This is a genomic window from Amycolatopsis sp. NPDC089917 (assembly GCF_040684635.1).
GTDB lineage: Bacteria > Actinomycetota > Actinomycetes > Mycobacteriales > Pseudonocardiaceae > Amycolatopsis.
Window position 1 is genome coordinate 1 of record NZ_JBFBGL010000020.1, and the last position, 21,612, is coordinate 21,612.

At 70.0% G+C, this 21,612-nt stretch carries 26 protein-coding genes; 9 read left to right on the top strand and 17 right to left on the bottom strand.

The window, feature by feature from the left end:
• Window positions 1-129: 129 nt before the first annotated feature.
• The 3 genes from AB0N89_RS16665 to hisH all read right to left on the bottom strand — a co-directional run bounded on the left by AB0N89_RS16665 (window position 130) and on the right by hisH (window position 1,927).
• Entirely contained in the window at window positions 130-477 is a 348-nt protein-coding gene (locus AB0N89_RS16665; RefSeq protein WP_364205203.1) for a DUF1330 domain-containing protein, read from the bottom strand.
• A 79-nt stretch (window positions 478-556) separates the two neighbouring features.
• The gene (priA, locus tag AB0N89_RS16670; RefSeq protein ID WP_007029948.1) at window positions 557-1,294 is read right to left on the bottom strand and encodes a bifunctional 1-(5-phosphoribosyl)-5-((5-phosphoribosylamino)methylideneamino)imidazole-4-carboxamide isomerase/phosphoribosylanthranilate isomerase PriA; all 738 of its coding nucleotides are present in this window, start codon (window positions 1,292-1,294) and stop codon (window positions 557-559) included.
• Between the two features lie 9 nt (window positions 1,295-1,303).
• Window positions 1,304-1,927, bottom strand: coding sequence for an imidazole glycerol phosphate synthase subunit HisH (hisH, locus tag AB0N89_RS16675; protein ID WP_364205398.1), 624 nt, complete (start codon window positions 1,925-1,927; stop codon window positions 1,304-1,306).
• A gap of 135 nt (window positions 1,928-2,062) precedes the next feature.
• Here hisH and AB0N89_RS16680 point away from each other — a divergent pair, with 135 nt between their 5' ends.
• From AB0N89_RS16680 to AB0N89_RS16690, 3 genes are all read left to right on the top strand, one after another.
• Window positions 2,063-2,242, top strand: a complete 180-nt coding sequence (locus tag AB0N89_RS16680) for a hypothetical protein (protein WP_364205206.1) — start codon at window positions 2,063-2,065, stop codon at window positions 2,240-2,242.
• Between the two features lie 72 nt (window positions 2,243-2,314).
• The gene (locus AB0N89_RS16685) at window positions 2,315-3,487 is read left to right on the top strand and encodes an acyl-CoA dehydrogenase family protein (RefSeq protein ID WP_364205208.1); all 1,173 of its coding nucleotides are present in this window, start codon (window positions 2,315-2,317) and stop codon (window positions 3,485-3,487) included.
• 39 nt (window positions 3,488-3,526) lie between these two features.
• A complete protein-coding gene (locus AB0N89_RS16690; protein ID WP_364205210.1) occupies window positions 3,527-4,210 on the top strand; it encodes an NIPSNAP family protein in 684 nt (227 codons plus the stop codon).
• Here AB0N89_RS16690 and AB0N89_RS16695 read toward each other — a convergent pair.
• Genes AB0N89_RS16695 through AB0N89_RS16705 form a run of 3 tightly spaced genes read right to left on the bottom strand, consistent with a single transcriptional unit; the run spans window position 4,196 to window position 6,222 of the window.
• On the bottom strand, window positions 4,196-4,624 hold the full coding sequence (locus AB0N89_RS16695; protein WP_364205212.1) for an NUDIX domain-containing protein: 429 nt from the start codon (window positions 4,622-4,624) through the stop codon (window positions 4,196-4,198). The two genes, AB0N89_RS16690 and AB0N89_RS16695, sit on opposite strands and share 15 nt — an antisense overlap.
• Before the next feature lie 10 nt (window positions 4,625-4,634).
• Window positions 4,635-5,525 (bottom strand): transketolase, encoded by an 891-nt coding sequence (locus tag AB0N89_RS16700; protein WP_364205214.1) that lies wholly within the window; start codon window positions 5,523-5,525, stop codon window positions 4,635-4,637.
• Between the two features lie 4 nt (window positions 5,526-5,529).
• A complete protein-coding gene (locus tag AB0N89_RS16705; protein ID WP_364205216.1) occupies window positions 5,530-6,222 on the bottom strand; it encodes a transketolase in 693 nt (230 codons plus the stop codon).
• 52 nt (window positions 6,223-6,274) lie between these two features.
• On the opposite strand from AB0N89_RS16705, the gene soxR reads away from it, so the two are divergent.
• Both soxR and AB0N89_RS16715 read left to right on the top strand, forming a co-directional pair.
• Entirely contained in the window at window positions 6,275-6,736 is a 462-nt protein-coding gene (gene soxR, locus AB0N89_RS16710; protein ID WP_005155287.1) for a redox-sensitive transcriptional activator SoxR, read from the top strand.
• A 46-nt stretch (window positions 6,737-6,782) separates the two neighbouring features.
• Window positions 6,783-7,349 carry an RNA 2'-phosphotransferase gene (locus AB0N89_RS16715; protein ID WP_364205218.1) on the top strand — a complete coding sequence of 189 codons (567 nt, stop codon included), beginning with the start codon at window positions 6,783-6,785 and terminating at the stop codon, window positions 7,347-7,349.
• On the opposite strand, the gene AB0N89_RS16720 is transcribed toward AB0N89_RS16715, so the two are convergent.
• Entirely contained in the window at window positions 7,323-8,195 is an 873-nt protein-coding gene (locus AB0N89_RS16720) for a hypothetical protein (RefSeq protein WP_364205220.1), read from the bottom strand. The two genes, AB0N89_RS16715 and AB0N89_RS16720, sit on opposite strands and share 27 nt — an antisense overlap.
• Before the next feature lie 46 nt (window positions 8,196-8,241).
• The gene (locus tag AB0N89_RS16725; protein WP_364205222.1) at window positions 8,242-8,814 is read right to left on the bottom strand and encodes a TetR family transcriptional regulator; all 573 of its coding nucleotides are present in this window, start codon (window positions 8,812-8,814) and stop codon (window positions 8,242-8,244) included.
• Window positions 8,815-8,974: 160 nt separating this feature from the next.
• Here AB0N89_RS16725 and AB0N89_RS16730 point away from each other — a divergent pair, with 160 nt between their 5' ends.
• Complete coding sequence (locus AB0N89_RS16730) at window positions 8,975-11,161, top strand: MMPL family transporter (protein WP_364205224.1); 2,187 nt, start codon at window positions 8,975-8,977, stop codon at window positions 11,159-11,161.
• 51 nt (window positions 11,162-11,212) lie between these two features.
• On the opposite strand, the gene AB0N89_RS16735 is transcribed toward AB0N89_RS16730, so the two are convergent.
• From AB0N89_RS16735 to hisD, 5 genes are all read right to left on the bottom strand, one after another.
• A complete protein-coding gene (locus tag AB0N89_RS16735) occupies window positions 11,213-11,773 on the bottom strand; it encodes an NADAR family protein (RefSeq protein ID WP_364205226.1) in 561 nt (186 codons plus the stop codon).
• A 61-nt stretch (window positions 11,774-11,834) separates the two neighbouring features.
• A complete protein-coding gene (locus tag AB0N89_RS16740; RefSeq protein ID WP_005155295.1) occupies window positions 11,835-11,990 on the bottom strand; it encodes a hypothetical protein in 156 nt (51 codons plus the stop codon).
• Window positions 11,991-12,152: 162 nt separating this feature from the next.
• Window positions 12,153-12,752: an imidazoleglycerol-phosphate dehydratase HisB gene (gene hisB / locus AB0N89_RS16745; protein WP_005155296.1), complete on the bottom strand. Its 600-nt coding sequence runs from the start codon at window positions 12,750-12,752 to the stop codon at window positions 12,153-12,155.
• Window positions 12,749-13,849: a histidinol-phosphate transaminase gene (locus tag AB0N89_RS16750; RefSeq protein WP_364205228.1), complete on the bottom strand. Its 1,101-nt coding sequence runs from the start codon at window positions 13,847-13,849 to the stop codon at window positions 12,749-12,751. The genes hisB and AB0N89_RS16750 overlap by 4 nt, the downstream gene beginning before the upstream one ends.
• A complete protein-coding gene (hisD, locus tag AB0N89_RS16755; RefSeq protein ID WP_364205230.1) occupies window positions 13,846-15,171 on the bottom strand; it encodes a histidinol dehydrogenase in 1,326 nt (441 codons plus the stop codon). Before hisD ends, AB0N89_RS16750 begins: the two co-directional genes overlap by 4 nt.
• A gap of 84 nt (window positions 15,172-15,255) precedes the next feature.
• Here hisD and AB0N89_RS16760 point away from each other — a divergent pair, with 84 nt between their 5' ends.
• Window positions 15,256-16,050, top strand: a complete 795-nt coding sequence (locus AB0N89_RS16760) for a carbon-nitrogen hydrolase family protein (protein ID WP_364205231.1) — start codon at window positions 15,256-15,258, stop codon at window positions 16,048-16,050.
• Here the strand turns inward: AB0N89_RS16760 and AB0N89_RS16765 are convergent.
• Window positions 15,998-16,486 (bottom strand): Lrp/AsnC family transcriptional regulator, encoded by a 489-nt coding sequence (locus tag AB0N89_RS16765; protein ID WP_364205233.1) that lies wholly within the window; start codon window positions 16,484-16,486, stop codon window positions 15,998-16,000. The two genes, AB0N89_RS16760 and AB0N89_RS16765, sit on opposite strands and share 53 nt — an antisense overlap.
• Window positions 16,487-16,554: 68 nt before the next feature.
• Here AB0N89_RS16765 and AB0N89_RS16770 point away from each other — a divergent pair, with 68 nt between their 5' ends.
• Entirely contained in the window at window positions 16,555-17,451 is an 897-nt protein-coding gene (locus AB0N89_RS16770) for an SMP-30/gluconolactonase/LRE family protein (RefSeq protein ID WP_364205235.1), read from the top strand.
• An 18-nt stretch (window positions 17,452-17,469) separates the two neighbouring features.
• Here AB0N89_RS16770 and AB0N89_RS16775 read toward each other — a convergent pair whose 3' ends face one another.
• The 3 genes from AB0N89_RS16775 to eccB are packed head-to-tail and all read right to left on the bottom strand — an operon-like array spanning window position 17,470 to window position 20,284.
• On the bottom strand, window positions 17,470-18,126 hold the full coding sequence (locus tag AB0N89_RS16775; RefSeq protein WP_364205237.1) for a response regulator transcription factor: 657 nt from the start codon (window positions 18,124-18,126) through the stop codon (window positions 17,470-17,472).
• On the bottom strand, window positions 18,123-18,845 hold the full coding sequence (locus AB0N89_RS16780) for a response regulator transcription factor (RefSeq protein ID WP_364205238.1): 723 nt from the start codon (window positions 18,843-18,845) through the stop codon (window positions 18,123-18,125). Before AB0N89_RS16780 ends, AB0N89_RS16775 begins: the two co-directional genes overlap by 4 nt.
• Window positions 18,846-18,859: 14 nt before the next feature.
• Window positions 18,860-20,284: a type VII secretion protein EccB gene (eccB, locus tag AB0N89_RS16785; RefSeq protein WP_364205240.1), complete on the bottom strand. Its 1,425-nt coding sequence runs from the start codon at window positions 20,282-20,284 to the stop codon at window positions 18,860-18,862.
• A 169-nt stretch (window positions 20,285-20,453) separates the two neighbouring features.
• Between eccB and AB0N89_RS16790 the strand changes: the two genes are divergently transcribed.
• Window positions 20,454-21,518, top strand: coding sequence for a type VII secretion protein EccE (locus AB0N89_RS16790; RefSeq protein WP_364205400.1), 1,065 nt, complete (start codon window positions 20,454-20,456; stop codon window positions 21,516-21,518).
• The last annotated feature ends 94 nt before the right edge of the window (window positions 21,519-21,612 follow it).

A 21,612-nucleotide genomic window follows, 5' to 3' on the forward strand; every position in this document is an offset into this window, starting at 1 on the left:
TAGACCTGCATCTCCCAAAGGGAGTAGCCGTAACTGGTGGCGCGCTTGGTCCCGACGAGACGCAGGTAGCGGCCCCGGGCGGACAGGCCGGTGAGCCCTCGACCCAGTGCGGTCAACACGACAACCCGGTCACGAGGTCTGCAGCGCCCGCAGCTCTGCAGCCATCGCCGCCGAATCGTGCTCCGGCCCGCACCCCTCCACCAGGATCAGGTCGCCGGGGATGTGGTCGGCGCGCAGGTGCAGGATCTCCTGATAGGCGGGCGACGCGTACCACTCGCGCGCCACGCTCATGCTCGGGAACCCGATCATCACCAGCGCCCCCGGCCACTCCCCTTCGAGAACCTCGACCCCGGCCCCGTGCACGAGGAACTCGCCGCCGAAGGGGTCGAGAGTGGCCTGGATCCGCTCCAGGTACTCGAAGACCTCTTCGGTCGGCGCGCCGGTGGGGCGAAGGTGAGCGATGCCGTACGCGTTCATGTCGTCCTCCCAGGTTGGTCGTCCTGGAAGGAATCCTGTCCGAGCGAACGTGCGGCGTCGATTACCCGGGAGGTAAAGCTCAGAACTCCGCGACGGCGGCGAGCGCCTCGGGCAGGGTGAACGCCCCGGCGTAGAGCGCCTTGCCGACGATGGAGCCTTCGACACCGTCGCGGGCCAGGGCGGCCAGCGCGCGGAGGTCGTCCACACTGGACACTCCGCCGGAGGCGATGACCGGTGCGTCGGTGCGGGCGGCGACCTCACGGAGCAGGTCGATGTTCGGGCCCTGGAGGGTGCCGTCCTTGCTCACGTCGGTGACGACGTAGCGCTGCGCGCCGTCGCGGTCGAGCCGGTCGAGGACCTCCCAGAGGTCACCGCCATCCTGTGTCCAGCCGCGGGCCGAAAGCCGGTGCCCGGCCTCGGTGATCCGCACGTCCAGCCCGATGGCGACGCGGTCGCCGTAGGAGGAGACGACCTTCGCGGTCCACTCCGGGTCCTCCAGCGCCGCGGTGCCGAGGTTCACGCGACGGGCGCCGGTGGCCAGCGCGGCCTCCAGCGAGGCGTCGTCGCGGATGCCGCCGGACAGTTCGACCTGGACGTCGAGCTTCGCGACGACGTCGGCGAGCAGTTCGCGGTTGGAACCCTTGCCGAAGGCGGCGTCGAGGTCCACCAGATGGATCCACTCCGCCCCGTCACGCTGCCAGGCGAGCGCCGCCTCCAGCGGGCTGCCATAGGAGGTTTCGGTGCCGGCCTCGCCCTGGACGAGTCGCACGGCCTGGCCATCGGCCACATCAACGGCGGGAAGGAGCGTGAAAGTCACGCGCACACTCTAAGCGAGGGTCCGCAGCCAGTTGCGCAGCAGGTGCGCCCCGGCGTCCCCGGACTTCTCCGGGTGGAACTGCGTCGCCCACAGCGGCCCGTTCTCGACGGCGGCGACGAAGTCCTGGCCGTGGTTCGCCCAGGTCACCTTGGGCTGCTGCCCGGCGAGGCCGGAGTCCAGTTCCCAGGTCCGCGCGGCGTAGGAGTGCACGAAGTAGAACCGTGTGTCCGCGTCGAGCCCGGCGAACAGCTGCGAGTCCTCGGGGGCACGGACGGTGTTCCAGCCCATGTGGGGCAGGACGTCGGCCTCCAGCCTGTCGACCGTGCCCGGCCACTCACCGGCGCCCTCGGCCTCCACACCGTGCTCGACGCCACGTTCGAACAGGATCTGCATGCCGACGCAGATGCCCAGCACGGGACGGCCACCGGCGAGACGTTTGCCGATGATCTTCTCCCCCGACACCGACCGAAGCCCCTCCATGCAGGCCGAGAAGGCGCCGACACCGGGGACGACCAGGCCGTCCGCCTCGAGCGCGGCATGCGGGTCGGCGGTGACCTCGACGCCTCCGCCGGCGCGCTCGACGGCGCGTTCGGCGGACCGGAGGTTGCCGGACCCGTAGTCCAGGATCACCACGCGAGGAGTAGCCACGTGCCCAGGTTAGCGGACCGGATTTTCTGCGGATTCCCTGTTTCGGCCTTCACTCGACTGGGTATTAAGGCCTCCGAGTGAAAGGCCGGCGCAGGACCGCCCTGCACTTCTGGAGGAACAATGCAGGACGCAGACGAGCTGACTTGCCTGCTCCGCGCCTGGCGCGAGGACATCGACAGCGTGCCTTTCCCTACCTTCGCGGAGCTGCTGATCCCGGCGCAGAAGAAGCGCTCCGCTCCCGGGGTGGTGGCCTCGGCATCGGTTCAGGTGACGAAGACCACCGGATGGCGCGATCGCTGACACCCGACTCCGGTCCGGTGTGTGGTTTTCTTCTTGGGTAGGTGCCGAACCGAGCCGACCAGGAGTGACCGCATGAGCAGCAGCCCGGATCCGCGCGACTTCCTCGATCTCGACGCCGAACTCTCCGCCGAGGACCGGGCCATGCGCGACGCCGTGCGCTCCTACGCGCACGACCAGCTCCTGCCGAACATCGCCGAGTGGTACGAAACCGGCGCCCTGCCCGCCGCCGAACTCGCCAAGGGATTCGGGCAGCTCGGGCTGCTCGGCATGCACCTGGAGGGGTACGGCTGCGCCGGCACCAGCGCCGTCGCCTACGGCATCGCCTGCCGCGAACTGGAGGCCGTCGACTCCGGGCTGCGCAGCTTCGTCTCCGTGCAGGGTTCGCTGGCGATGTACGCGATCCACAAGTGGGGCACCGAGGAGCAGAAGCAGGAGTGGCTGCCGCGGATGGCCGCCGGTGAGGCGCTCGGCTGCTTCGGTTTGACCGAACCGGACGCGGGCAGCGACCCCGGCAGCATGCGGACCCGCGCGAGGCGCGACGGCTCGGACTGGGTCTTGAGCGGCTCGAAGATGTGGATCACCAACGGAACCGTGGCCGATGTCGCGGTCGTCTGGGCTCAGACCGACGAGGGCGTGCGCGGCTTCGTCGTCCCCACGAACACGCCGGGCTTCACCGCGAACGAGGTCAAGCACAAGCTGTCCCTGCGTGCCTCGCTGACCGCGGAACTCGTGCTCGACGGCGTCCGCCTGCCGGATTCGGCGGCGTTCCCCGAGGTCCGGGGACTGCGCGGACCTCTGTCCTGCCTGAACGAGGCGCGCTACGGGATCCTGTTCGGCGTCGTCGGCGCCGCCCGCTCCTGCTACGAAAGCGCACTGGAGTACACGCTGAGCCGGGAGCAGTTCGGCAAGCCGCTGGCCGGCTTCCAGCTCACCCAGCGCAAGCTCGCCGACCTCGTCGTCGAGGTCAACCGCGCGGGCCTGGTCGCGCTGCGGATCGGACGGCTCAAGGACGCCGGGACGCTGCACCACAACCACGTCAGCTTCGGCAAACTCGCCAACGTCCGCTCGGCGCTGGAGGTCGCCAGGACCGCGCGCGCCATGCTCGGCGCCAACGGGATCTCGCTGGAGTACCCGGTGATGCGGCACATGTCGAACCTCGAAACCGTGCTGACCTACGAAGGCACCGAAGAGATGCACGCGCTCTCGCTCGGCCAGTCGGTCACCGGGATCGCCGCCTTCCGCTGAGCCGCCGAAACTGTCGGTGCGGGCCTCTAGGGTCCGCGCATGACCGATTCCGCCGAGTTCCAGTCCGCCGTCGAGCTGCGCCGGTACACCCTGCGCCCCGGCCGCCGCGACGAGCTGATCGCGCTCTTCGAACGCGAGTTCGTGGAGAGCCAGGAAGCCTGTGGCATGCGCCTGTTCGGCCTGTTCCGCGAACCGGCGGAACCGGACGGGTTCGTGTGGCTGCGCGGTTTCCGGGACATGGAGACCAGGCGGGCCGCGCTCGAAGCGTTCTATACCGGGCCCGTGTGGCGTGACCACGGTCCGGCGGCGAACGACACGATGATCGACTCCTCGGACGTCCTGCTGCTGCGCCCGTCCGGGCCGGGTTTCCCCGCTCCGGACGGCGCCGAGGGATCGGTCGTGCTGGCGACGGTGTGCCATCCGATCGGCCCCGTCAAGGAGTTCTCCGAGCATTTCGCGGAGACCGTGGCCCCCGCCCTGCGGGAATCCGGTGTGGAGACGTTCGGCCACCTCGAAACGGAGCCCGCGGAGAACACCTTCCCCCGGCTTCCCGTGCGGGAGGGCGAAACGGTGTTCGTCTGGTTCGCCAAGTTCCCCGGCGTCGAAGCCCTGGGCGCGCACCGGGAGCTCCTCGCCCGGTTGGGCGCCGGGCTCGAAAGCAGGCTCGAACGCCCTTGGCTGCAGCGGGAACTCGCCCCGACCGCGCGGTCAGTCCTGCGCTGAAAGGAGGTCCGCGAGTCCGTCCGGGTACAGGATCGCCTTGCCGCTCACGACGTCGGCCATCGGCAGCCAGTGCACGCGCGCGCCGTCATCGAGCACCACGCCGACCTCGTCGCGCCCGTAGAACGACTTGTCGGTCAGCTCGGCGGTGAACAGGAAGACGATCTCGTGTCCCGGCCTGCCCTCGAAGGTGAACACGTTCTCCAGCACGGCGATCTGCTCGACCCCGGTCAGCTCCGCCGCGAGCTCCTCCTGGAATTCGCGGTGGAGCGCCTCGACGGCGGTCTCCCCGAACTCGATCCCGCCGCCGAGCGGACGGTGGTAGGTCTCCCCTTTGGCGTTGTCGCGGCCTTCGAACACGAGAAGGTCTTCGCCCCGACGGACGATCCCGAGCGCGAGCGGGCGGATCTTCGTCATTCCGGCGACGCTAGCGGAGGAATTCCTTGACCGACAAGGCGATCGAACCGGCGTCGAGGCCGTGTGCCAGATCGTGATCGGCCATCTCACCGTAGATCCGGACTTCGGCGTCGCGCCGGACACCGAGCGAGAGCAGCCGGTGCGGCGTCTCGGACAGCGCGCTCCCCACCACGTGCGCCGAGGTGCCCGCGAGGTAGGGCTCGATCAGCACGACGTCGGTGCTGCCCGCGGCCTCGACGGCCGAGCGCAGCCCGGCGGCGTCGAACGGCCGGATCGTCGAGGTGTAGAGCACGGTCACGTCGAGATCGGCGGTCGCTTCCAGCACCCGGTCGAGCATCGGCCCGACGGCCACCACGACACCGCGGCCGCCTCCGCGCAGCGTCTGCAGGCCGGCGCCCAGATGCGGTTTCGCGTTCTCCTGCGCGGAAAGGCGGAGGTAGACGCGCCCGTCGCCCGGGATGGACTCCAGCAGCAGCCGCCGCGCCTCTTCGGGATGCCCGGGCACGTGCACGGTCCAGCCCGGCAGCGTGTCGATGAGCGCCACGTCCCCGGGCGCCTGGTGCGTCCGCCCGGCCGTGGGCATGTCGTAGGACGCGCCCGAAGACACCAAAACGGCGCCGACGTCCTGATGCCCGAGGTCGAGTTTGACCTGCTCGAAAGCCCGCTCCACGAGGAACGACGAGAAGGTGTGGACGATCGGGCGCATCCCGGCGAGCGCCAGCCCGCCCGCGGTGCTCATCATCAGCTGCTCACGGATGCCGACGTTGAGCACCCGGTCCGGATGTTTCCGGGCGGCGAAGGCGAGCTGCGCCGCGGAGATGTCGGCGAGCACGACGGCGACGTTCGGGTCGGTGTCGAGGATCTCGGCGGTGGCGCTGAGGAACGTCTCACGCATGTCCACGGTTTCAGCCCTTTCGCTCGACGGTTGCGACCACGGCGAGCGGCCGGTCCGGGTGGGGTGTGGTGAAGGCTTCGTGGAGCGCCTCGTGATCGCGGCCGTCGACGGTGCGGGTGACCCAGCCCTCGACCTCGAACCGGCGGGCGATCCCGCCGGGCCAGCCGTGAGTGGCCGAAGAGTTGTCGACGACGACGGCGGTCAGCTGCGGCATGCCGATGCGGCCCGCGACCGCGATGGCCTCCTGGTTGGAGCCTTCGTCGAGCTCCGCGTCGCCGACCAGGGTGACGACCTTGGCGTCCCGGAATCCCTTGGCGCGCAGGCCGAACACGGTGCCGATGGCGAGCGGGAGCCCGTGGCCGAGCGAGCCGCTGGCGATCTCGGCACCCGCCAGTCTCGCCCGGTCGGGATGGTGCCCCAGCCGGGACTCCGCCGACGTCCAATCGGCGAGTTCCTCTTCGCGGATGAACCCTTTCTTCGTCAGGACGGCGTAGTAGGCCATCGGCCCGTGCCCCTTCGACAGCAGGAAGCGGTCGCGCCCGGGATCCCGGAAGGTCTCCGGAGTGATGTCGAGCACTCGGTCGTAGAGCACCCACAAGACGTCCACAGTGGACTCCGCGGCGGCTTGATGCTTCTCGTCCCCGGTCATCAGCGAGATCAGCCGCGGCAGATCCTCGTAGCCGGTCTTCGTGTCGGTGGTCATGAACCGAGCGTGCAACCTCGACTTAGGTCGAAGTCAAGGCTAGCCTGGCGACGTGACGAGACTGGCTGAACACCTGAGCATCGGGCAGGTCGCCGACCGCAGCGGCGTGCCCCACACGGCTTTGCGTTTCTACGAGGACAAAGGGCTGATCAGCTCGGAGCGATCGGCGGGCAACCAGCGGCGCTACGCGCGGTCGGTGCTGCGCCGGATCGCCTTCATCCGCGCCGCGCAGCGGGTCGGCCTCAGCCTGGACGACATCAGCTCGGCACTGGAGACCCTGCCCAGGGACCACGCCCCCACCAAGGCCGACTGGGCCCGCCTTTCGCGGGGCTGGCAGGACGAACTCGACGCGCGGATCGACGCGTTGCAGCGCCTGCGGGACAGGCTGACCGGCTGCGTCGGCTGCGGTTGCCTGTCCCTGCGCAGCTGCGGGCTCTACAACGCCGACGACCAGATGTCCCGCTTCGGCCCCGGCGCGGGGAAACTGCGCCCGGCTTCCGAGGGCGGCATCTGAATTCCGTTGCCACGCGGGTACCGGATGTGCGTCACTGGGACGCGAAATGGACAAGAAACACCTCATCCGAGCCTCGAAACGGCTCTCACGTCACCTGCGGCACGCACCCGGCGACATCGGCATCACCCTGACCTCGGACGGCTGGGTCGACGTCGACACGCTCCTGGCCGCCTTGCGGCGCAACGGCTTGCGCCTCACCCGCGCCGAACTCGACGAAGTGGTCGAGGGCAACGACAAGCGGCGTTTCGCCTTCGACGACGACGGCCTGCGGATCCGCGCCAGCCAGGGCCACAGCGTCGAGGTCGACCTCGCGCTACCCGCCGCCACGCCGCCCGACGCGCTCTATCACGGCACCGTGTCCCGGTTCCTCGACGCGATCCTGCACGAGGGACTCCGGCCGATGAACCGGCACGCCGTGCATCTTTCCGCGAACATCGAGACCGCGCGCACGGTCGGCGGCAGGCGCGGCGTCCCGGTCGTGCTCCTCGTGGACGCGCGGGGCATGACGGCCGCCGGGCACGAATTCCAGGTGAGCGCCAACGGTGTCTGGCTCGCCACCGTCGTTCCGCCGGAGTTCTTGCGGCGCCTAGACGAGGCCGTTGGCTCGCAGTAGTCCCAGCGTGCCCACGGTGAACATCCCGTTCCACTCCAGCGCGGCGGCAGGCGAATAGCTCGTGTAGTCGACTCGCCAGCCGCCGTCTTCGTGCTGCCCGCCCGCCACCCGGCGCAGATCCGCTTCGATGACCTCCGGCCGGAAGAGCTTCCTTGCCGGTCCGTCCGGGTCCGGGGCGAAGTCGAGCGGGCGCATGGCCTCGCCCTCGATCCCGCCGCCGACGGCGACCACACCGTCGTCCGGGACGAACCGGCCGAGCTTCCCGACCAGGCGCGCGTCGCCCAGCGCGTCCACCAGCTTCATCGCGAAGGCGAGCACGAGCGCGTGTGGCGCCTCGTCGAGTTTCTCGATCTCGTCGAGGCAGTAGCTCGTGGCCTTGGCCAGCCAAGGATGCGCGGCCACCGCCGGATCGTGCGCCGCGACGCGATGCGCGACCAGCGCGACGATCGCGGTGATCTGCAACGAGGAGATGGACGGGTCGGCGCCCGCCCAGAACGGCGCGCTGCCGAACGGATCCGGCATCGGGACCGCGAACGGGATCCCGCCGTCGGGGAGGGAGATCGAAGCGAGCCAGTCGCAGAGTTCGGCCGCCCGCGGACTGGTCACCGGACCGATGTCGGCGAAGACCTCGAAAGCGTGCAGCGCGCCACCGGGCTGGCTGGTCGCCGAGCGGCAGTCGGGTTCGAGCCCGTGACCGTAGCCGCCGTCGGGATTGCGGTACCCCTCCAGCACGGCGAGCGCCGCCGCCGGGTCACCGTCGCGGAAAAGGACCTCGAAACGCCGCCTGTCGAGCAGGCGGGCCTGGGTGGCCATGAAGGCGGCCGCGGAATCGATGTCGATGTTCATGCCGACAGGGTCGCGCGGATCGCGGCGCCTGTCTTGAACACATCGGTCACGTGGTGCGGCGGCGCGGGCGGTTGTAGAGCTTGCGGCCGACCGTCAGGAGCGTCTCGCGCAGCGTCTCGTCGTCGAGCGAGGCGACCTCGGGCGAGCCGCCCGCGACGGCGATCCCCGCCAGCAGCACCTGGGCCGTCACGATCGCGGTGAGGTCTGGATCCGGGCCGACCAGGATCTCCAGCAGCCGGTTCTTGAAGCTGGCCGAACTGTGCACGGACTTCTCGATCGCGCGGGCGATGCCGGGGTCGCTGGAGAACAGGGCGACCAGCGAGCGGTGCCGCACCACGAGATCGACGAAACCGTCGAGAAGGTGGTCGATCTGCGCACCCCGGGTGCGCTGGGCGCGGGCGTCGTCGACGATGCCTTCCAGTTCGAGCAGCACGGGCTCGGCGACGGATTCGGTGATCTCCGCCTTCGTCTTGAAGTGGTAGTAGACGGCTGCCTTCGTGACGCCGAGGGCGTCCGCGATCATCTGCAGCGAGGTGCCTTCCACGCCGTGTTCGGTGAACAGCCGCAACGCCGTGTTCAGTAGTCGCGTGCGGGTGTCCTCCGCTTGGACGACGTCCATGATCCCTCCTCGTTCAGCCGTCGGAGATTACGTCAAGCGGGCCCGTCGGGCCAAACGAGTACTAGCCGTGCGGCTAGTCACACACTTGCCGATCGGCTTGTAGCGCCCCAGCCGATCGGCTAGCTTGGAATGAACCTGATCGAGTGAACGGGAGACTTCTGTGGCCAGCTTCCTGTACCGCCTGGGCCGGTTCTCGTTCCGGCGCCGGGCACTGGTGACGGCGGTGTGGGCCGCCGTCCTGGTGGCCCTCGGCGCGGGAGCGCTGACCCTGTCCGGCCAGCTTTCGAACTCGGTGACCATCCCCGGCACCGAGTCGCAGAAGGCGATCGACCAGCTCGCGGACCGGTTCCCGGAGGCCGCGGCCGGTGGCGCGACCGCGCGCGTGGTGATCTCCGCGCCCGGCGGCCAGGACATCACCGAGGCCCCCGGTCAGGCCGCCATCGCCGGCATCGTGTCCCGGCTCGAAGGCGCGCCGAAGGTCGCGGGCGTGCTCAACCCGCTGCAGGCACAGGCGATCTCGCCCGACAAGCACGTCGCGCTGGCTCAGGTCAGCTACCGCGTCCCGGGTTTCGAGCTCACCGACTCCGACCGCGAAGCCCTGATGGCCGCGGCGGATCCCGCCCGGCAGGCCGGGTACACCGTGGACTTCGGCGGTGACGCGGTCCAGGCGATGCCCGCCACGAACGCCACCGAAGGCCTCGGTGTCGCCGTCGCCGCCGTCGTCCTGATCATCACCTTCGGCTCGCTGCTCGCGGCCGGGATCCCGCTGCTGACCGCGCTCATCGGCGTCGGCATCGGCATGGCGGGCATCACGACGGCGTCCGGTTTCCTCGAACTGAACACGAACACGCCGGTGCTCGCGCTGATGATCGGCCTCGCGGTCGGCATCGACTACGCGCTCTTCATCGTTTCCCGCTATCGGCACGAATTGACGATCGGCCGGGATCCGGAGGAAGCCGCCGGACGCGCCACCGGCACGGCGGGTTCGGCCGTGGTGTTCGCCGGGCTGACCGTGATCATCGCGCTGGCGGGCCTGACCGTCGTCGGCATCCCGTTCCTCGGCGAGATGGGCATCGCCGCGGCGATCACCGTCGCCATCGCCGTCGTCATCGCGCTCACCCTGCTGCCCGCCATCCTCGGGTTCGCGGGCGGCAAACTGGCCGGCGGCAAGATCCGCCTGCGGCGCAAGGAAAGCACGACGACGCACGGCGAGCGCTGGGCACGTTTCGTGGCCCGTCACCGGATCCCGGTGCTGATCGCCGCGATCGCCGGGCTCGCGATCGTCGCCGTCCCGGCCGCGAGCATGCAGCTCGGCCTGCCGAACGACAGCACCGCCGCGCCGGACTCCACCCAGCGCAAGGCCTACGACACCGTCGCGCGCAGCTTCGGCGAAGGCGCCAACGGCCCGCTGGTGATCGTCGTCGACCTCGCCGGCAGCACCGACCGGCAGGGCGCGCTCCAGCAGGCGGCCGCGGGGATCGGCGGACTCGAAGAACGCCCGATCGTCACGCCGCCCAAGACGAACCGGGACGGCGACCTGGCGCTGCTGACGGTCATCCCGAAGAGCGGTCCGAGCAGCACCGCGACCGAAGACCTCGTCAGCGACATCCGCGGCCTGAACGCGGGACTGGGCTCGGCCACCGGCGCGTCGCTGGCGGTGACCGGCCAGACCGCGGCCAACATCGACGTCTCGGAGAAACTCGCCGACGCGATGCTGCCCTATCTCGCGCTGATCGTCGGGCTCGCGTTCCTGTTGCTGATGCTGGTGTTCCGCTCGGTCGTGGTCCCGCTGAAGGCGACGCTGGGCTTCCTCGGTTCCGTGGTCGCGACGTTCGGCGCCGTGGTGGCGGTGTTCCAGTGGGGCTGGCTCACCGACGTGCTCGGGGTGAAGACGACCGGGCCGATCATGAGCATGCTGCCGATCCTGCTGATCGGCGTGCTGTTCGGGCTCGCGATGGACTACCAGGTGTTCCTGGTGACGCGGATGCGGGAGGAATACGTCCACGGCGCCGACCCGCAGCAGGCGATGGTCACCGGTTTCCGGCACGGCTCCCGCGTCGTGGTCGCCGCCGCGCTGATCATGATCAGTGTGTTCGCCGGGTTCGTGCTCGCGGAGTCCGCGCTGATCCAGTCGATCGGGTTCGCGCTGGCCTTCGGGGTGCTGGTGGACGCTTTCGTGATCCGGATGACCATCGTGCCCGCGCTGATGTCGCTGCTCGGGCGCGGCGCCTGGTGGCTGCCGAAGTGGCTGGACCGCGTGCTGCCGGACGTCGACGTCGAAGGCGAGAAGCTCGCGAAGCAGCTGGACGCTCCTGACGAGCGTGAGCTGGTCGACGCTTCGAAGTAGCCACTTCCGTGAAGGCCTCCTTGAGGGACTCTGGGTCCCTCAAGGAGGCCTTCACGGACTTGCGAGTGCCGTGCGGGCCTCGCCCAGTGCGAACCCGAGCAGGTTCAGGCCGCGCCAGCGTTCGGCATTGTCGACGTGCGGATGGTCGGCCGCGAGCCCGATGCCCCAGACGGCGTCCAGCGGACTGGCCTCGACCAGCACCCGGTTCTTGGTGCCGAGCAGGAAATCCCGCAGGTTCGGGTGCTGCCCGAACTTGGCGATGGTGCCGTCGAGGACGATGCCGTAGCGCTCGGCCTCCCAGCGGCTCTGATCGAATCCCCGTACTTCGCGGCCCAGAGCCTTGGCCTCGCGCGGATGCCGGGCTCCGAGGATTCGCGCGGCGCTCACGGCGTCGTCGAACAAGACCGCCTTGCGCCACATCATGTAATGCTCGGCCGTCGGAAACGTTTCGCCGTCCACAGTAAACCGGGCGGGCCACCACTGGCTGAAGCATTCCGGCCCGATCGCGCCGTCGCGCCGGGGCTGATGTCCCCAGAAGAACAGGAACTTGACGCGGCTCCCCGATCGCTGAAGCCGGACGACTTCGGCGACGGTGCGCGGGTTCTCGGACATGCCGGACAGCATGCCCGCCACCGTCGCGACGCGCAGCCGATTTACTTCTGACCGGAAAGCGCTACGCCAGCCAGGCGATGGCGCCGCCGATCGCCAGCAGCGCGCCGATCCCCAGGACGACGGCCATGAACTTGACGCTCTTCCAGGTCGCGTAGACGCCGCCGATCAGGAAGCCGCCGAGCGCGAACAACAGCACGGCGATGGTCGAGTTGCTCATGCCCGTCAGGCTGCCACACCCGCGGCGGTCCGTCCGCGCCGGGTGCGATGCGCTCCCGGCTGTGTCATGAAAGGGTCGTTCAGGACATCTTTTGTCCTGAACGACCCTTTCATGACAGGCGCCGCGGTGCGGACCACCGCATCCGGAGGACGAAACGCGGGACTAGAGGACGCCCTTCGTGGACGGGATGCCGCCCGCGCGCGGGTCCGGCTCGGTCGCGGCGCGCAGGGCGCGCGCGACGGCCTTGTACTCCGCCTCCGCGATGTGGTGCGGATCCCGGCCGTGCAGCACCCGCACGTGCAGCGCGATCTGCGCGTGGAACGACAGCGAGTCGAACACGTGCCGCGTCAGCACGAACGGGTAGTTACCGCCGATGGTGAAGCTGTTGAATTGCTCCGGCTCGCCGAGGTGCACGCAGTACGGACGCCCGGAGACGTCGATCGCGGCGTGCGCGAGGGTCTCGTCCATCGGGATCCACGCGTCGCCGAAGCGGCGGATGCCGCTCTTGTCGCCGAGCGCCTGCCGCAGGGCCTGGCCGAGCACGATCGCGGTGTCCTCGACGGTGTGGTGCGCGTCGATGTGCACGTCACCGGTCGCCTGCACCTTGAGGTCGAGCGAGCCGTGCACGCCGAACGCGGTGAGCATGTGGTCGTAGAACGGGACACCGGTGTCGATCTCCACCTGTCCCGTGCCGTCCAGGTCGAGCTGGACCGAGATGGACGATTCCCTGGTGGTGCGATCCACCTTGCCGACGCGACTCATCGCGGCACCTCCTTGCTGGCCTCGAGAAAGGCGTCGTTCTCTTCCGGCGTCCCGATGGTCACCCGCAGGTGTCCCTCGATGCCGACGTCCCTGATCAGCACGCCGTTGTCCAAATAGGACTTCCAGGTCGCGGGCGCGTCCGCGAACCGTCCGAAGAGGACGAAGTTCGCGTCGCTCGGGACCGGCGTGAATCCCAAGCCCAGCAACGCTTCCACCACCCTGTCGCGTTCGGCCGCGAGTTTGGCGACCGAGGCGAGCGTGGCGTCCGCGTGCCGCAAGGCGGCCCGTGCGGCTGCCTGCGTGAGCTTAGAGAGGTGGTACGGCAGCCGCACCAGCTGCAGCGCGTCGACGATCGCGGGCGCGGCCGCCAGGTAACCGAGCCGTCCGCCCGCGAAGGCGAACGCCTTGCTCATCGTGCGCGACACGATCAGCTTCGCCGGGTACTCCTCGATCAGCTCGACGGCGCTCGGCTGCGACGAGAACTCCGCGTACGCCTCGTCGACCACGACGATCCCCGGCGCCGCTTCGAGCAGTCCACGCAGTTCGCCGAACGGGATCGAGCCGCCGGTCGGGTTGTTCGGACTGGTCACGAAGACGATGTCCGGACGGCGTTCGCCCACCAGCGCGGCGGCCTTCTCCGTGTCGAGGCTGAAATCGTCGCGACGCGGCACCGGCAGCCAGTCGGTGCGGGTGCCCGCCGAGATGATCGGGTGCATCGAGTACGACGGCTCGAAGCCCAGCGCGGACCGGCCGGGTCCGCCGAAGGCCTGCAGGACCTGCTGCAGGATCTCGTTGGATCCGTTGGCCGCCCAGACATTCGACTCCGACACCAGCACACCGGTGGACACCGCGAGATAGTCCGCGAGGTCCTGTCGCAGCGCGACGGCGTCGCGATCCGGATAGCGGTGCAGCGAAGCGGCTTCGGCGCGGACGGCCTCGGCGACGTCGGCCACCAGCGCGTCCGGCGGCGGGTACGGGTTTTCGTTGGTGTTGAGCCGGATCGGCACGTCGAGCTGCGGCGCGCCGTACGGGGTCTTGCCCCGCAGGTCGTCCCGCAGCGGGAGCGCGTCGAGCGTGATCTCCTCGCCGATGCTCATGCCCGCTCCCCCTCGAACCGCGCCGTGATGGCCTCGCCGTGCGCGGGCAGGTCCTCGGCGTTCGCCAGCGCGACGACGCGGCCGGCGATCTCGCGCAGCGCGTCCTCGCTGTAGTCGACGACGTGCACGCCCTTGAGGAAGCTCTGCACCGAGAGCCCGGACGAGTGCCGTGCGAACCCGCCGGTGGGCAGGACGTGGTTCGACCCCGCGCAGTAGTCGCCGAGCGAGACCGGCGCGTACGCCCCGACGAAGATCGCGCCCGCGTTGCGCACGCGGGCCGCCACCGTCCGCGCGTCCGCGGTCTGGATCTCCAGGTGTTCCGCGGCGTACGCGTCGACGACGCGGACGCCATCGTCCACAGTGGATACCAGGATGATGCCGGACTGCTTGCCGCCCAGGGCTTCCGTCACCCGCTCGGAGTGCTTGGTCGCGGCCACCCGGCCGGTGAGCTCCTTGTCGACCGCGTCCGCGAGCTCTTCGGACGTGGTGACCAGCACGCTCGCGGCGAGCGGGTCGTGCTCGGCCTGGCTGATCAGGTCGGCGGCGACGTGCACCGGGTCGGCCGTCTCGTCGGCGAGGATCGCGATCTCGGTCGGACCGGCCTCGGAATCGATGCCGATGATGCCGCGCAGCAGCCGCTTGGCCGCGGTGAGGTAGATGTTGCCGGGCCCGGTGACGACGTCGACCGGCTCCAGCGTCGCGCCGTCGGTGTCGGTGCCGCCGTACGCGAGCAGCGCGACGGCCTGCGCGCCGCCGACGGCCCAGACCTCGTCGACGCCGAGCAGTTCGGCGGCGGCCAGGATCGTCGGGTGCGGGAGCCCGCCGAACGCGGCCTGCGGCGGCGAGCACACCACGAGCGTGCCGACGCCGGCGATCTGCGCCGGGACGACGTTCATCACCACGGTCGAGGGGTACACCGCGAGCCCGCCCGGCGCGTACAGCCCGACGCGCTCGACCGGGATCCAGCGTTCGGTGACGGTTCCGCCGTCGACGACCTCGGTCGTGACGTCCTGGCGGCGCTGATCGCCGTGGACCTTCCGGGCGCGGACGATGGACTCTTCCAGCGCCTCCCGGACGGCCGGGTCCAGGTTCGCGAGCGCGCTCGTGAGCTCCGCGGCGGCCACCCGGACACCGGCGGGGCGGACCTTGTCGAACTTCTCGGTGTACTCGAGAACCGCCTCGACGCCGCGATCGCGGACCGCCTCGACCACCGGCCGGACGTGATGCAGCGCCGCGTCCACGTCGTACTCGGCACGCGGGAGCGTGCTCCTGAGTTCGGCAACGGACGGGACCTGTCCACGCAGGTCGGTACGGTTCAGCATGGGTCAAGGGTACGAGGTGGCCGGATCGCCCCGAGCAGGCACACTGGGGTGGTGACCAGCGATCCCACGATGAGGGAGGCCTCAGTGCCGCGAATCGGGTTGTGCCAGCTCACGACGGCCGAGGATCCCGAAACGAACCTGAAGCTGATTCGCGAAGGCGTGGCGGCCGCGGCGGCCGAAGGCGCGCGGATCGTGGTCTTCCCCGAAGCGACGATGGCGCGCTTCGGCGTCTCGCTGAAGCCCCTCGCGCAACCGCTGGACGGACCGTGGGCGTCCACTGTGGCGTCCATCGCCGAAGAGCACGGCGTCATGGTCGTCGCAGGCATGTTCACGCCGTCGCCCGACGGGCGCGTGAGCAACACGGTGCTCGTCACCGGCGCCGGACATCACTTCGGCTACGACAAGATCCATCTGTACGACGCTTTCGGGTTCGCCGAGTCCGACACGGTCGCCCCGGGGACCGCGCCCGTCACCTTCGAGGTCGACGGCGTCACGTTCGGCGTCGCGACCTGTTACGACATCCGCTTCCCCGAACTGTTCCGGAAGCTGGCCGACGACGGCGCGGACATCGTCCTCGTGCCGACGTCCTGGGGCGCGGGCGAGGGCAAACGCGAGCAGTGGGAGGTGCTGGTGCGGGCCCGCGCGCTCGACTCCGGCTGCTGGGTGCTCGGCTGCGGGCAGGCAGATCCGGCCACGACGTCGACCCCGGTGAACCCGAAGGCGCCGACCGGGATCGGCTACTCGACGGTGTCCGACGGCTTCGGCCGCGTCCACACCCAGCTCGGCGCCGGGCCGGAACTGGTGGTCGTCGACGTGGATCCGGCGGTCAGCGGGAAGGCTCGGGCGGCGACGGGCGCACTGGCGAATCGTCGCCTTTAGCGTCCACCGATCGCTCGAAGAAGGATTCGAGCACCACGATCGTCTGCGTCCCCGTGACGCCTTCGATGGCGTACAGCCTGCGTAGCGATGCCTGCAGCTCCTCGGTGGTCGGCGTGCGCACCTTCACCAGGAGCGAGGCCGGGCCCGCGATGATGTGCGCCTCCACGACCTCCGGCAACGCCTCCAGCGCGGCCTTGGTCGGCGCGTCGCCCATCCACGAACCGGCCTCGACCAGCACGAACGCCATCACTCCCCGGCCGACCGCCGCCGGGTCGACGTCGACGGTCGTGCGCCGGATGACGCCCTGTTCGCGGAGTTTGCGGACCCGTTCGTGCGCGGCGCCCGCGGACAACCCGACCGCTTTGCCGAGCGCCGCGTACGCCTGGGTCGCGTCTTGCTGCAACTCGGTGAGCAGCATGCGATCTACGTCATCCACAGGTTGACCATATCAAGTTCGGCAATTCATGATTACCGCATTATCTCGTTCGGAGAACTGAGGATTTCATGGATATGGTCAAGGCACACTTCGAGGTCCTCGACGAGCGGTTCGCCCGCGTCAACGGGGACGAGTGGATGCGACGCCTGCACACCGGCTGCCGGTGGACCGAGGGGCCCGCGTACTTCCCCGCCGGCCGGTACCTGGTCTTCAGCGACATCCCGAACGACCGCGTCCTGCGGTGGGACGAGACCACGGGCGCGGTCGGCGTGTTCCGTGAGCCCGCCGGGTTCCACAACGGGCACACCGTCGACCGCCAGGGCAGGCTCGTCAGCTGCGAGCAGGGCGGCCGCCGGGTGACGCGCACCGAGCACGACGGCACGACCACCGTGCTCGCGGAGACCTATCAGGACAAGAGGTTCAACAGCCCCAACGACGTCGTGGAGAGCTCGGACGGCGCGATCTGGTTCACCGACCCCAGTTACGGCATCGACAGCGACTACGAGGGGCATCAGGCGGAGAGCGAGATCGGCGCCTGTCACGTCTACCGCGTCGACCCGGTGGACGGCTCCGTGCGGATCGTCGCGGACGACTTCTCACGACCGAACGGGCTCGCGTTCTCCCTCGACGAGTCGTTGCTCTACATCGCGGACACGCGGCAGAACCCCAGTCACATCAGGGTTTTCCCGGTGAACGACGGCCGGCTCTCCGGCGGCGAGGTCTTCGCGACCTCCGACGCCGGCGGTTTCGACGGGATAAGGCTGGACAACGCCGGACGGGTCTGGGCCGCCGCGCACGACGGCCTGCACTGCTTCGCGCCGGACGGCACGCGCATCGGGAAGCTGCGCGTGCCGGAGGTCTGCTCGAACCTGACTTTCGGCGGTCCGCGGCGGAACGACCTGTTCGTCACCGCGTCCAGTTCGGTCTATACGCTGCGGGTGAACTTCTCTGGACCACGCGTTTAGTCCTCTGGATGCGTGGAACTAGCGCAGCAGGCCCTCGCGGATCGCCACCCGCACGAACCCGGCCCGGCGCCGTTCGCCCGTCTTGTCCCGGATCCGGTCGAGATAGGACCGCACCGTCCGCACGCTGATGTTCAGGATCTCCGCCACGTCGACGTCCCGTTCGCCGGCCGCGACCAGGCGCAGCACCTGCTTCTCGCGTTCGGACAGGACGATCTTGGGTCCGGCGTGCCGGTCTTCGCTGTCCTGGATGATCATTCCGGCCAGCGTCGGCGACACGTACGCGTTGTCCTCGGCGATGGTGCGGATGGCGCGCAGGAGTTCGTCGCCGTCGACGTCCTTGGACAGGAAGCCCTTCGCCCCGGCCTGCATGGCGCCCAGCACTTCGGGCTGTTCGGCGTGGGCGGACACCACGAGCACCTTGTGCCCCATCTGCCCCACTTCGAGCACCGCGGCGGCGTCCTGGACACCGCGCAGCTTGAGGTCGAGGACGACGACACTGCCCGGAGGCTGGTCCTGGACGGCGAACCGCGCGACCGAATCGGCGACGGCGCCCAGCACGATGTCGGGCGCTTCGGTGAGGACGCGCGCGACGGCGTCCCGGTACAGCGGATGATCTTCGATCACCCCGACGTTGATCGGCGTGCTGCGTTTCGGCTGCTGCTCGTCTGCGTTCACCGGCGTCCTTCGAATCCGCCCGCGTCGTCGCGGGGCGCGACCGGCCGAGACGGGCCGGGCACCTCCGGCGGAGACGCGAGCCCGAGCTGGATGGCCTTGCGGACCAGACCGGCCCGCCTTCTCTCTCCGAGTTTGTCACGGATCCGGTCCAGGTAACCGCGAACCGTCCGGACCCCGATGCCCAGGATGCGGGCGATGTCGACGTCGCGTTCGCCCGCCGCGACCAGCCGGAGGACCTGCTTCTCCCGCGCGGAGAGCGCGACGTCCGGAGCCGACGCGGGACGGTCGGCGTTGTCCTTGATGATCATCCCGGCCACCACCGCGGAGACGTAGGCCCGGCCCTGCGCGACCGTCCTGATCGCGGTCAGCAGTTCGTCGACGTCGACGTCCTTGGACAGGAAACCCTTGGCACCGGCGGCGATCGCGCCGAGCACCTGCTCGGGCTCCGCCTGCGCCGACACCACGAGCACGTGATGCCCCAGCTCGCACACCTGGAGCACGGCCGCGGCCCCGGCGGTCCCCGGCAGGCCGAGGTCGAGCAGCACCACGCTGCCGGGCGGTTGCGGATGGGCGTGGAACCGGGCGACCGAATCGACCACCGCGCCGAGTTCGATCCCGTCGGCCTCGGTGAGCACCCGCACCACGGCGTGGCGGTACAACGGATGGTCCTCGATCACCGCGACGTCGACCCGGTCGGTCTCCGGCCTGTCTTCAGTCATCTGCACGTTCCCGCTCACCCCGTCCCACCTGCCGCGGACACCGCCCGGCCCGCCTGCGCCGGATCCAGTGCGGGTCCGCGCGGCACCAGTGCCAGCAATCCATTCGGAACCGGTTGCCGTTCGGCTTGGCCGTATCCGAGGGAAGCGAGTGCCTCATTGCCCGCCACCGGGTACTTCTGACCCGTGTCGGTCACGACGTAGACCGTGCCGGAACCCGATTCCGCCACCACCGCTCCCCCCGACGGAGGCACGAAGACAGCATCGGCGACCAGCGCGTCCGTGCGTGCCGTCACAGGGATCGCCTTCGCACCTTGCGGCAGCGGGACCTGTGCGGAGATAACGATTCGAGAACCCTGCGCGCATAGCGTCACGGACTGTCCGGTAACGGGCGCTTTTCGCGGGATCCGGTCCGGATACTCGGCGGGATCGGCCCCGCCCGTCCGCGCCGCGCCGACCTTCGCCACCGCCGCGACGTCCGCCGCGCGCACCGCGACGGGAGCCGGGACACCGGTGTAGGCGTCCGCGTTCTGCGGGGTGTTGATCAGCAGGCTCGCCGCGGTCTGGCCGATCGGTTCGAGCCCGTCTGCGTGGACGAGGTAGTACGACGTCGCGTCGTTGGGCGACGCCATCGCGTCGACGACGCCGAGTACCGAACCGACCTTCGTCGCCGTGCCGCCGACCTTCGGGCCGGGGCGACCGGCGTCGTCGATCGCGCGGTAGGCCAGATCGCGTCCGGCGGCGACGGTGCCGATCCACCGGGACGACACCGCGATCGCCGGGTACGTGTCGAACTGCAGCGCGGTGGCGGCCTCGGAGGTGAGCTTGTAGCGGCGTCCCGCCGTCACGAGATAGCGCTCGCCCTCGGGGACACGGACGACCACGGCCTGGTCCTTCGGCAGATCGACCCCGGCGGCGGGCGCGCCGAGGAGCACCGTCGTCTCCGGTTCGGCCGACGCGGGCGCGTCCTGGGTCGTCCGCGTACAGCTCGTCCACGGGGTGTTCACCAGCGCCGCCGCCGCGGGCAGCGAGTCGGGAGCGCCGGGAATGCCGATCTGCGAACCGCGCGGGGCCTTCGCGAGCTTGTCCGAAGGGACGGTCACTGTGGCCTCACCGTTGCCACCGGCCATCAGCCGCGCGGAGGCGTAGTTGAGCACGGGGTGCAGCGCGCCGTCCTGGCCGAGGATGTAGCGCGCGCCGGTGCCCTCCTCGACGATCACCTTGCCGCCCGCCAGCCAGTCCTTGCCGCCGGAGGGGTTCAGCAGGCCGATCACGCCGAACACCGCGGTGATCAGCAGCGCGACACCGAGGCCGCACAGGGTTCCGATGACCAGCCTGCGGCTCGGGGCGACCGGATGGTTGGCGTCAGCCGAGACCAGTGCCGAAACCAGTCTCCGGCGGAGGAATTGGTAGGCCTGGATCTGGTCCCGCTGCGTCCACACGCTCCCGTCCCCCGCCGTTCGTGCCCACCTCGTTCGAGGGTGCTCACGTTAAGTTCCGCCCCCGCTTCGCGGTGAGGGTAATTTTTACGCCCCTCCCCCGCGCGGGGCGCGGCTACCGTCGGGCGCGTGCACGGAGGAGGAGAATTCCTTGTCGGTTGAAGCCCCGGCGGTGGGGACACCCCGCCAGGCCCCGGAACAGACGCCCGCCCATGGCGTCGCGGGCGCGGCGCCGCTGCCTTGGCTGCTGCCGATCCGCCCGTTGCAGGCGGCGCTCTGGGAGATCGCCGGGATCGCGATCCTGCTGGCCTTCACCGTCGACGGGATCCCGCAGGCCGCTCAGATCAGTATCACCGCGGCGGCGGGCGTCCTCGTGCTGACGACGTCGGTCCGGTTCGCCGGACGCCACGCCGCGGGCTGGCTGCTCACCTGGGCCGGCTACCGGCTGAAGCGTCGCGACAAGAACGAGGTCCCCGATCCGCTGCACCGGCTCGCCGGTCCCGTCCGGGTGCGCCAGCACGTCGACCGCGCGGGCAACCGTTTCGGCGTCGCCGAGGTCGGTGACGGCTGGAGCGCCATCGTGCGGCTCACCCCGGGCGCCATGCAGCCCGGCCCGGACACGCTGGCCGGCATCCTGCGCGAGGCGTACAGGAGCACCGGGATCCCTTTGTCCAGCGCGCAACTGCTGACCTGGACGGTCCCGAATGGACAGTCACTGCTCCGGGTTCGCTGGCTCACCGTCCGATACCGGCCCGAGGACGCGCCGATCGCGGCGCTCGCCCGGGGCGGCGGCGAACTCGGCGCGCTGCGGAGCACCGCCTGCGCGGCGCTGGCGCTGATGGGCGGGCTGGCCGAAGCCGGGTTCGAGAGCACCGTGCTCGAAGCGGGTGAGGTGGCGGAAGAACTGCGTGTCGCGCTCGGCAGTGGCCAGGACGCGCCCGTGGACGGCTGGCGTTCCTGGGACTGGGGTGGCGCGTCGCAGGTCTGCTACCGGCCCCGCTCGGAGCGGGATCTCGCGCGGACGCTGGATCTTCACGTCCCGGGCTCGGCGTTCACCGCGACTTCGTACACGCTGTACCGATCGCCCGGCGGGCGGGAGAAGTCCGAAGTGACCATCCGGGTCGGCGGGCGACCGGGTGCGGAGATCGCGCGGCCCGGCGGGATCGCGGTGACCCCGCTGCACGGACGGCACGCGGCGGCGGTCCGGCGGACCCTTCCGCTGGCGCTGGAGAACTGAGGGGACGGTCCGTGGAGGATTCCTTTCCTCTCTGAGGGTAGGGAAGGAATCCTCCACGGACGTAAAACGCGTTTCGTCCGAAATGCGTGAAGGG

What these genes read in the sequence shown, in the direction of transcription:
- AB0N89_RS16665 (WP_364205203.1), bottom strand. Translation starts at nt 477, where the DNA reads ATGAACGCGTACGGCATCGCTCACCTTCGCCCCACCGGCGCGCCGACC.
- AB0N89_RS16680 (WP_364205206.1), top strand. Translation starts at nt 2,063, where the DNA reads ATGCAGGACGCAGACGAGCTGACTTGCCTGCTCCGCGCCTGGCGCGAG.
- AB0N89_RS16685 (WP_364205208.1), top strand. Translation starts at nt 2,315, where the DNA reads ATGAGCAGCAGCCCGGATCCGCGCGACTTCCTCGATCTCGACGCCGAA.
- AB0N89_RS16690 (WP_364205210.1), top strand. Translation starts at nt 3,527, where the DNA reads ATGACCGATTCCGCCGAGTTCCAGTCCGCCGTCGAGCTGCGCCGGTAC.
- AB0N89_RS16695 (WP_364205212.1), bottom strand. Translation starts at nt 4,624, where the DNA reads ATGACGAAGATCCGCCCGCTCGCGCTCGGGATCGTCCGTCGGGGCGAA.
- AB0N89_RS16705 (WP_364205216.1), bottom strand. Translation starts at nt 6,222, where the DNA reads ATGACCACCGACACGAAGACCGGCTACGAGGATCTGCCGCGGCTGATC.
- AB0N89_RS16715 (WP_364205218.1), top strand. Translation starts at nt 6,783, where the DNA reads ATGGACAAGAAACACCTCATCCGAGCCTCGAAACGGCTCTCACGTCAC.
- AB0N89_RS16720 (WP_364205220.1), bottom strand. Translation starts at nt 8,195, where the DNA reads ATGAACATCGACATCGATTCCGCGGCCGCCTTCATGGCCACCCAGGCC.
- AB0N89_RS16725 (WP_364205222.1), bottom strand. Translation starts at nt 8,814, where the DNA reads ATGGACGTCGTCCAAGCGGAGGACACCCGCACGCGACTACTGAACACG.
- AB0N89_RS16735 (WP_364205226.1), bottom strand. Translation starts at nt 11,773, where the DNA reads ATGTCCGAGAACCCGCGCACCGTCGCCGAAGTCGTCCGGCTTCAGCGA.
- AB0N89_RS16740 (WP_005155295.1), bottom strand. Translation starts at nt 11,990, where the DNA reads ATGAGCAACTCGACCATCGCCGTGCTGTTGTTCGCGCTCGGCGGCTTC.
- hisB (WP_005155296.1), bottom strand. Translation starts at nt 12,752, where the DNA reads ATGAGTCGCGTCGGCAAGGTGGATCGCACCACCAGGGAATCGTCCATC.
- AB0N89_RS16750 (WP_364205228.1), bottom strand. Translation starts at nt 13,849, where the DNA reads ATGAGCATCGGCGAGGAGATCACGCTCGACGCGCTCCCGCTGCGGGAC.
- hisD (WP_364205230.1), bottom strand. Translation starts at nt 15,171, where the DNA reads ATGCTGAACCGTACCGACCTGCGTGGACAGGTCCCGTCCGTTGCCGAA.
- AB0N89_RS16770 (WP_364205235.1), top strand. Translation starts at nt 16,555, where the DNA reads ATGGATATGGTCAAGGCACACTTCGAGGTCCTCGACGAGCGGTTCGCC.
- AB0N89_RS16780 (WP_364205238.1), bottom strand. Translation starts at nt 18,845, where the DNA reads ATGACTGAAGACAGGCCGGAGACCGACCGGGTCGACGTCGCGGTGATC.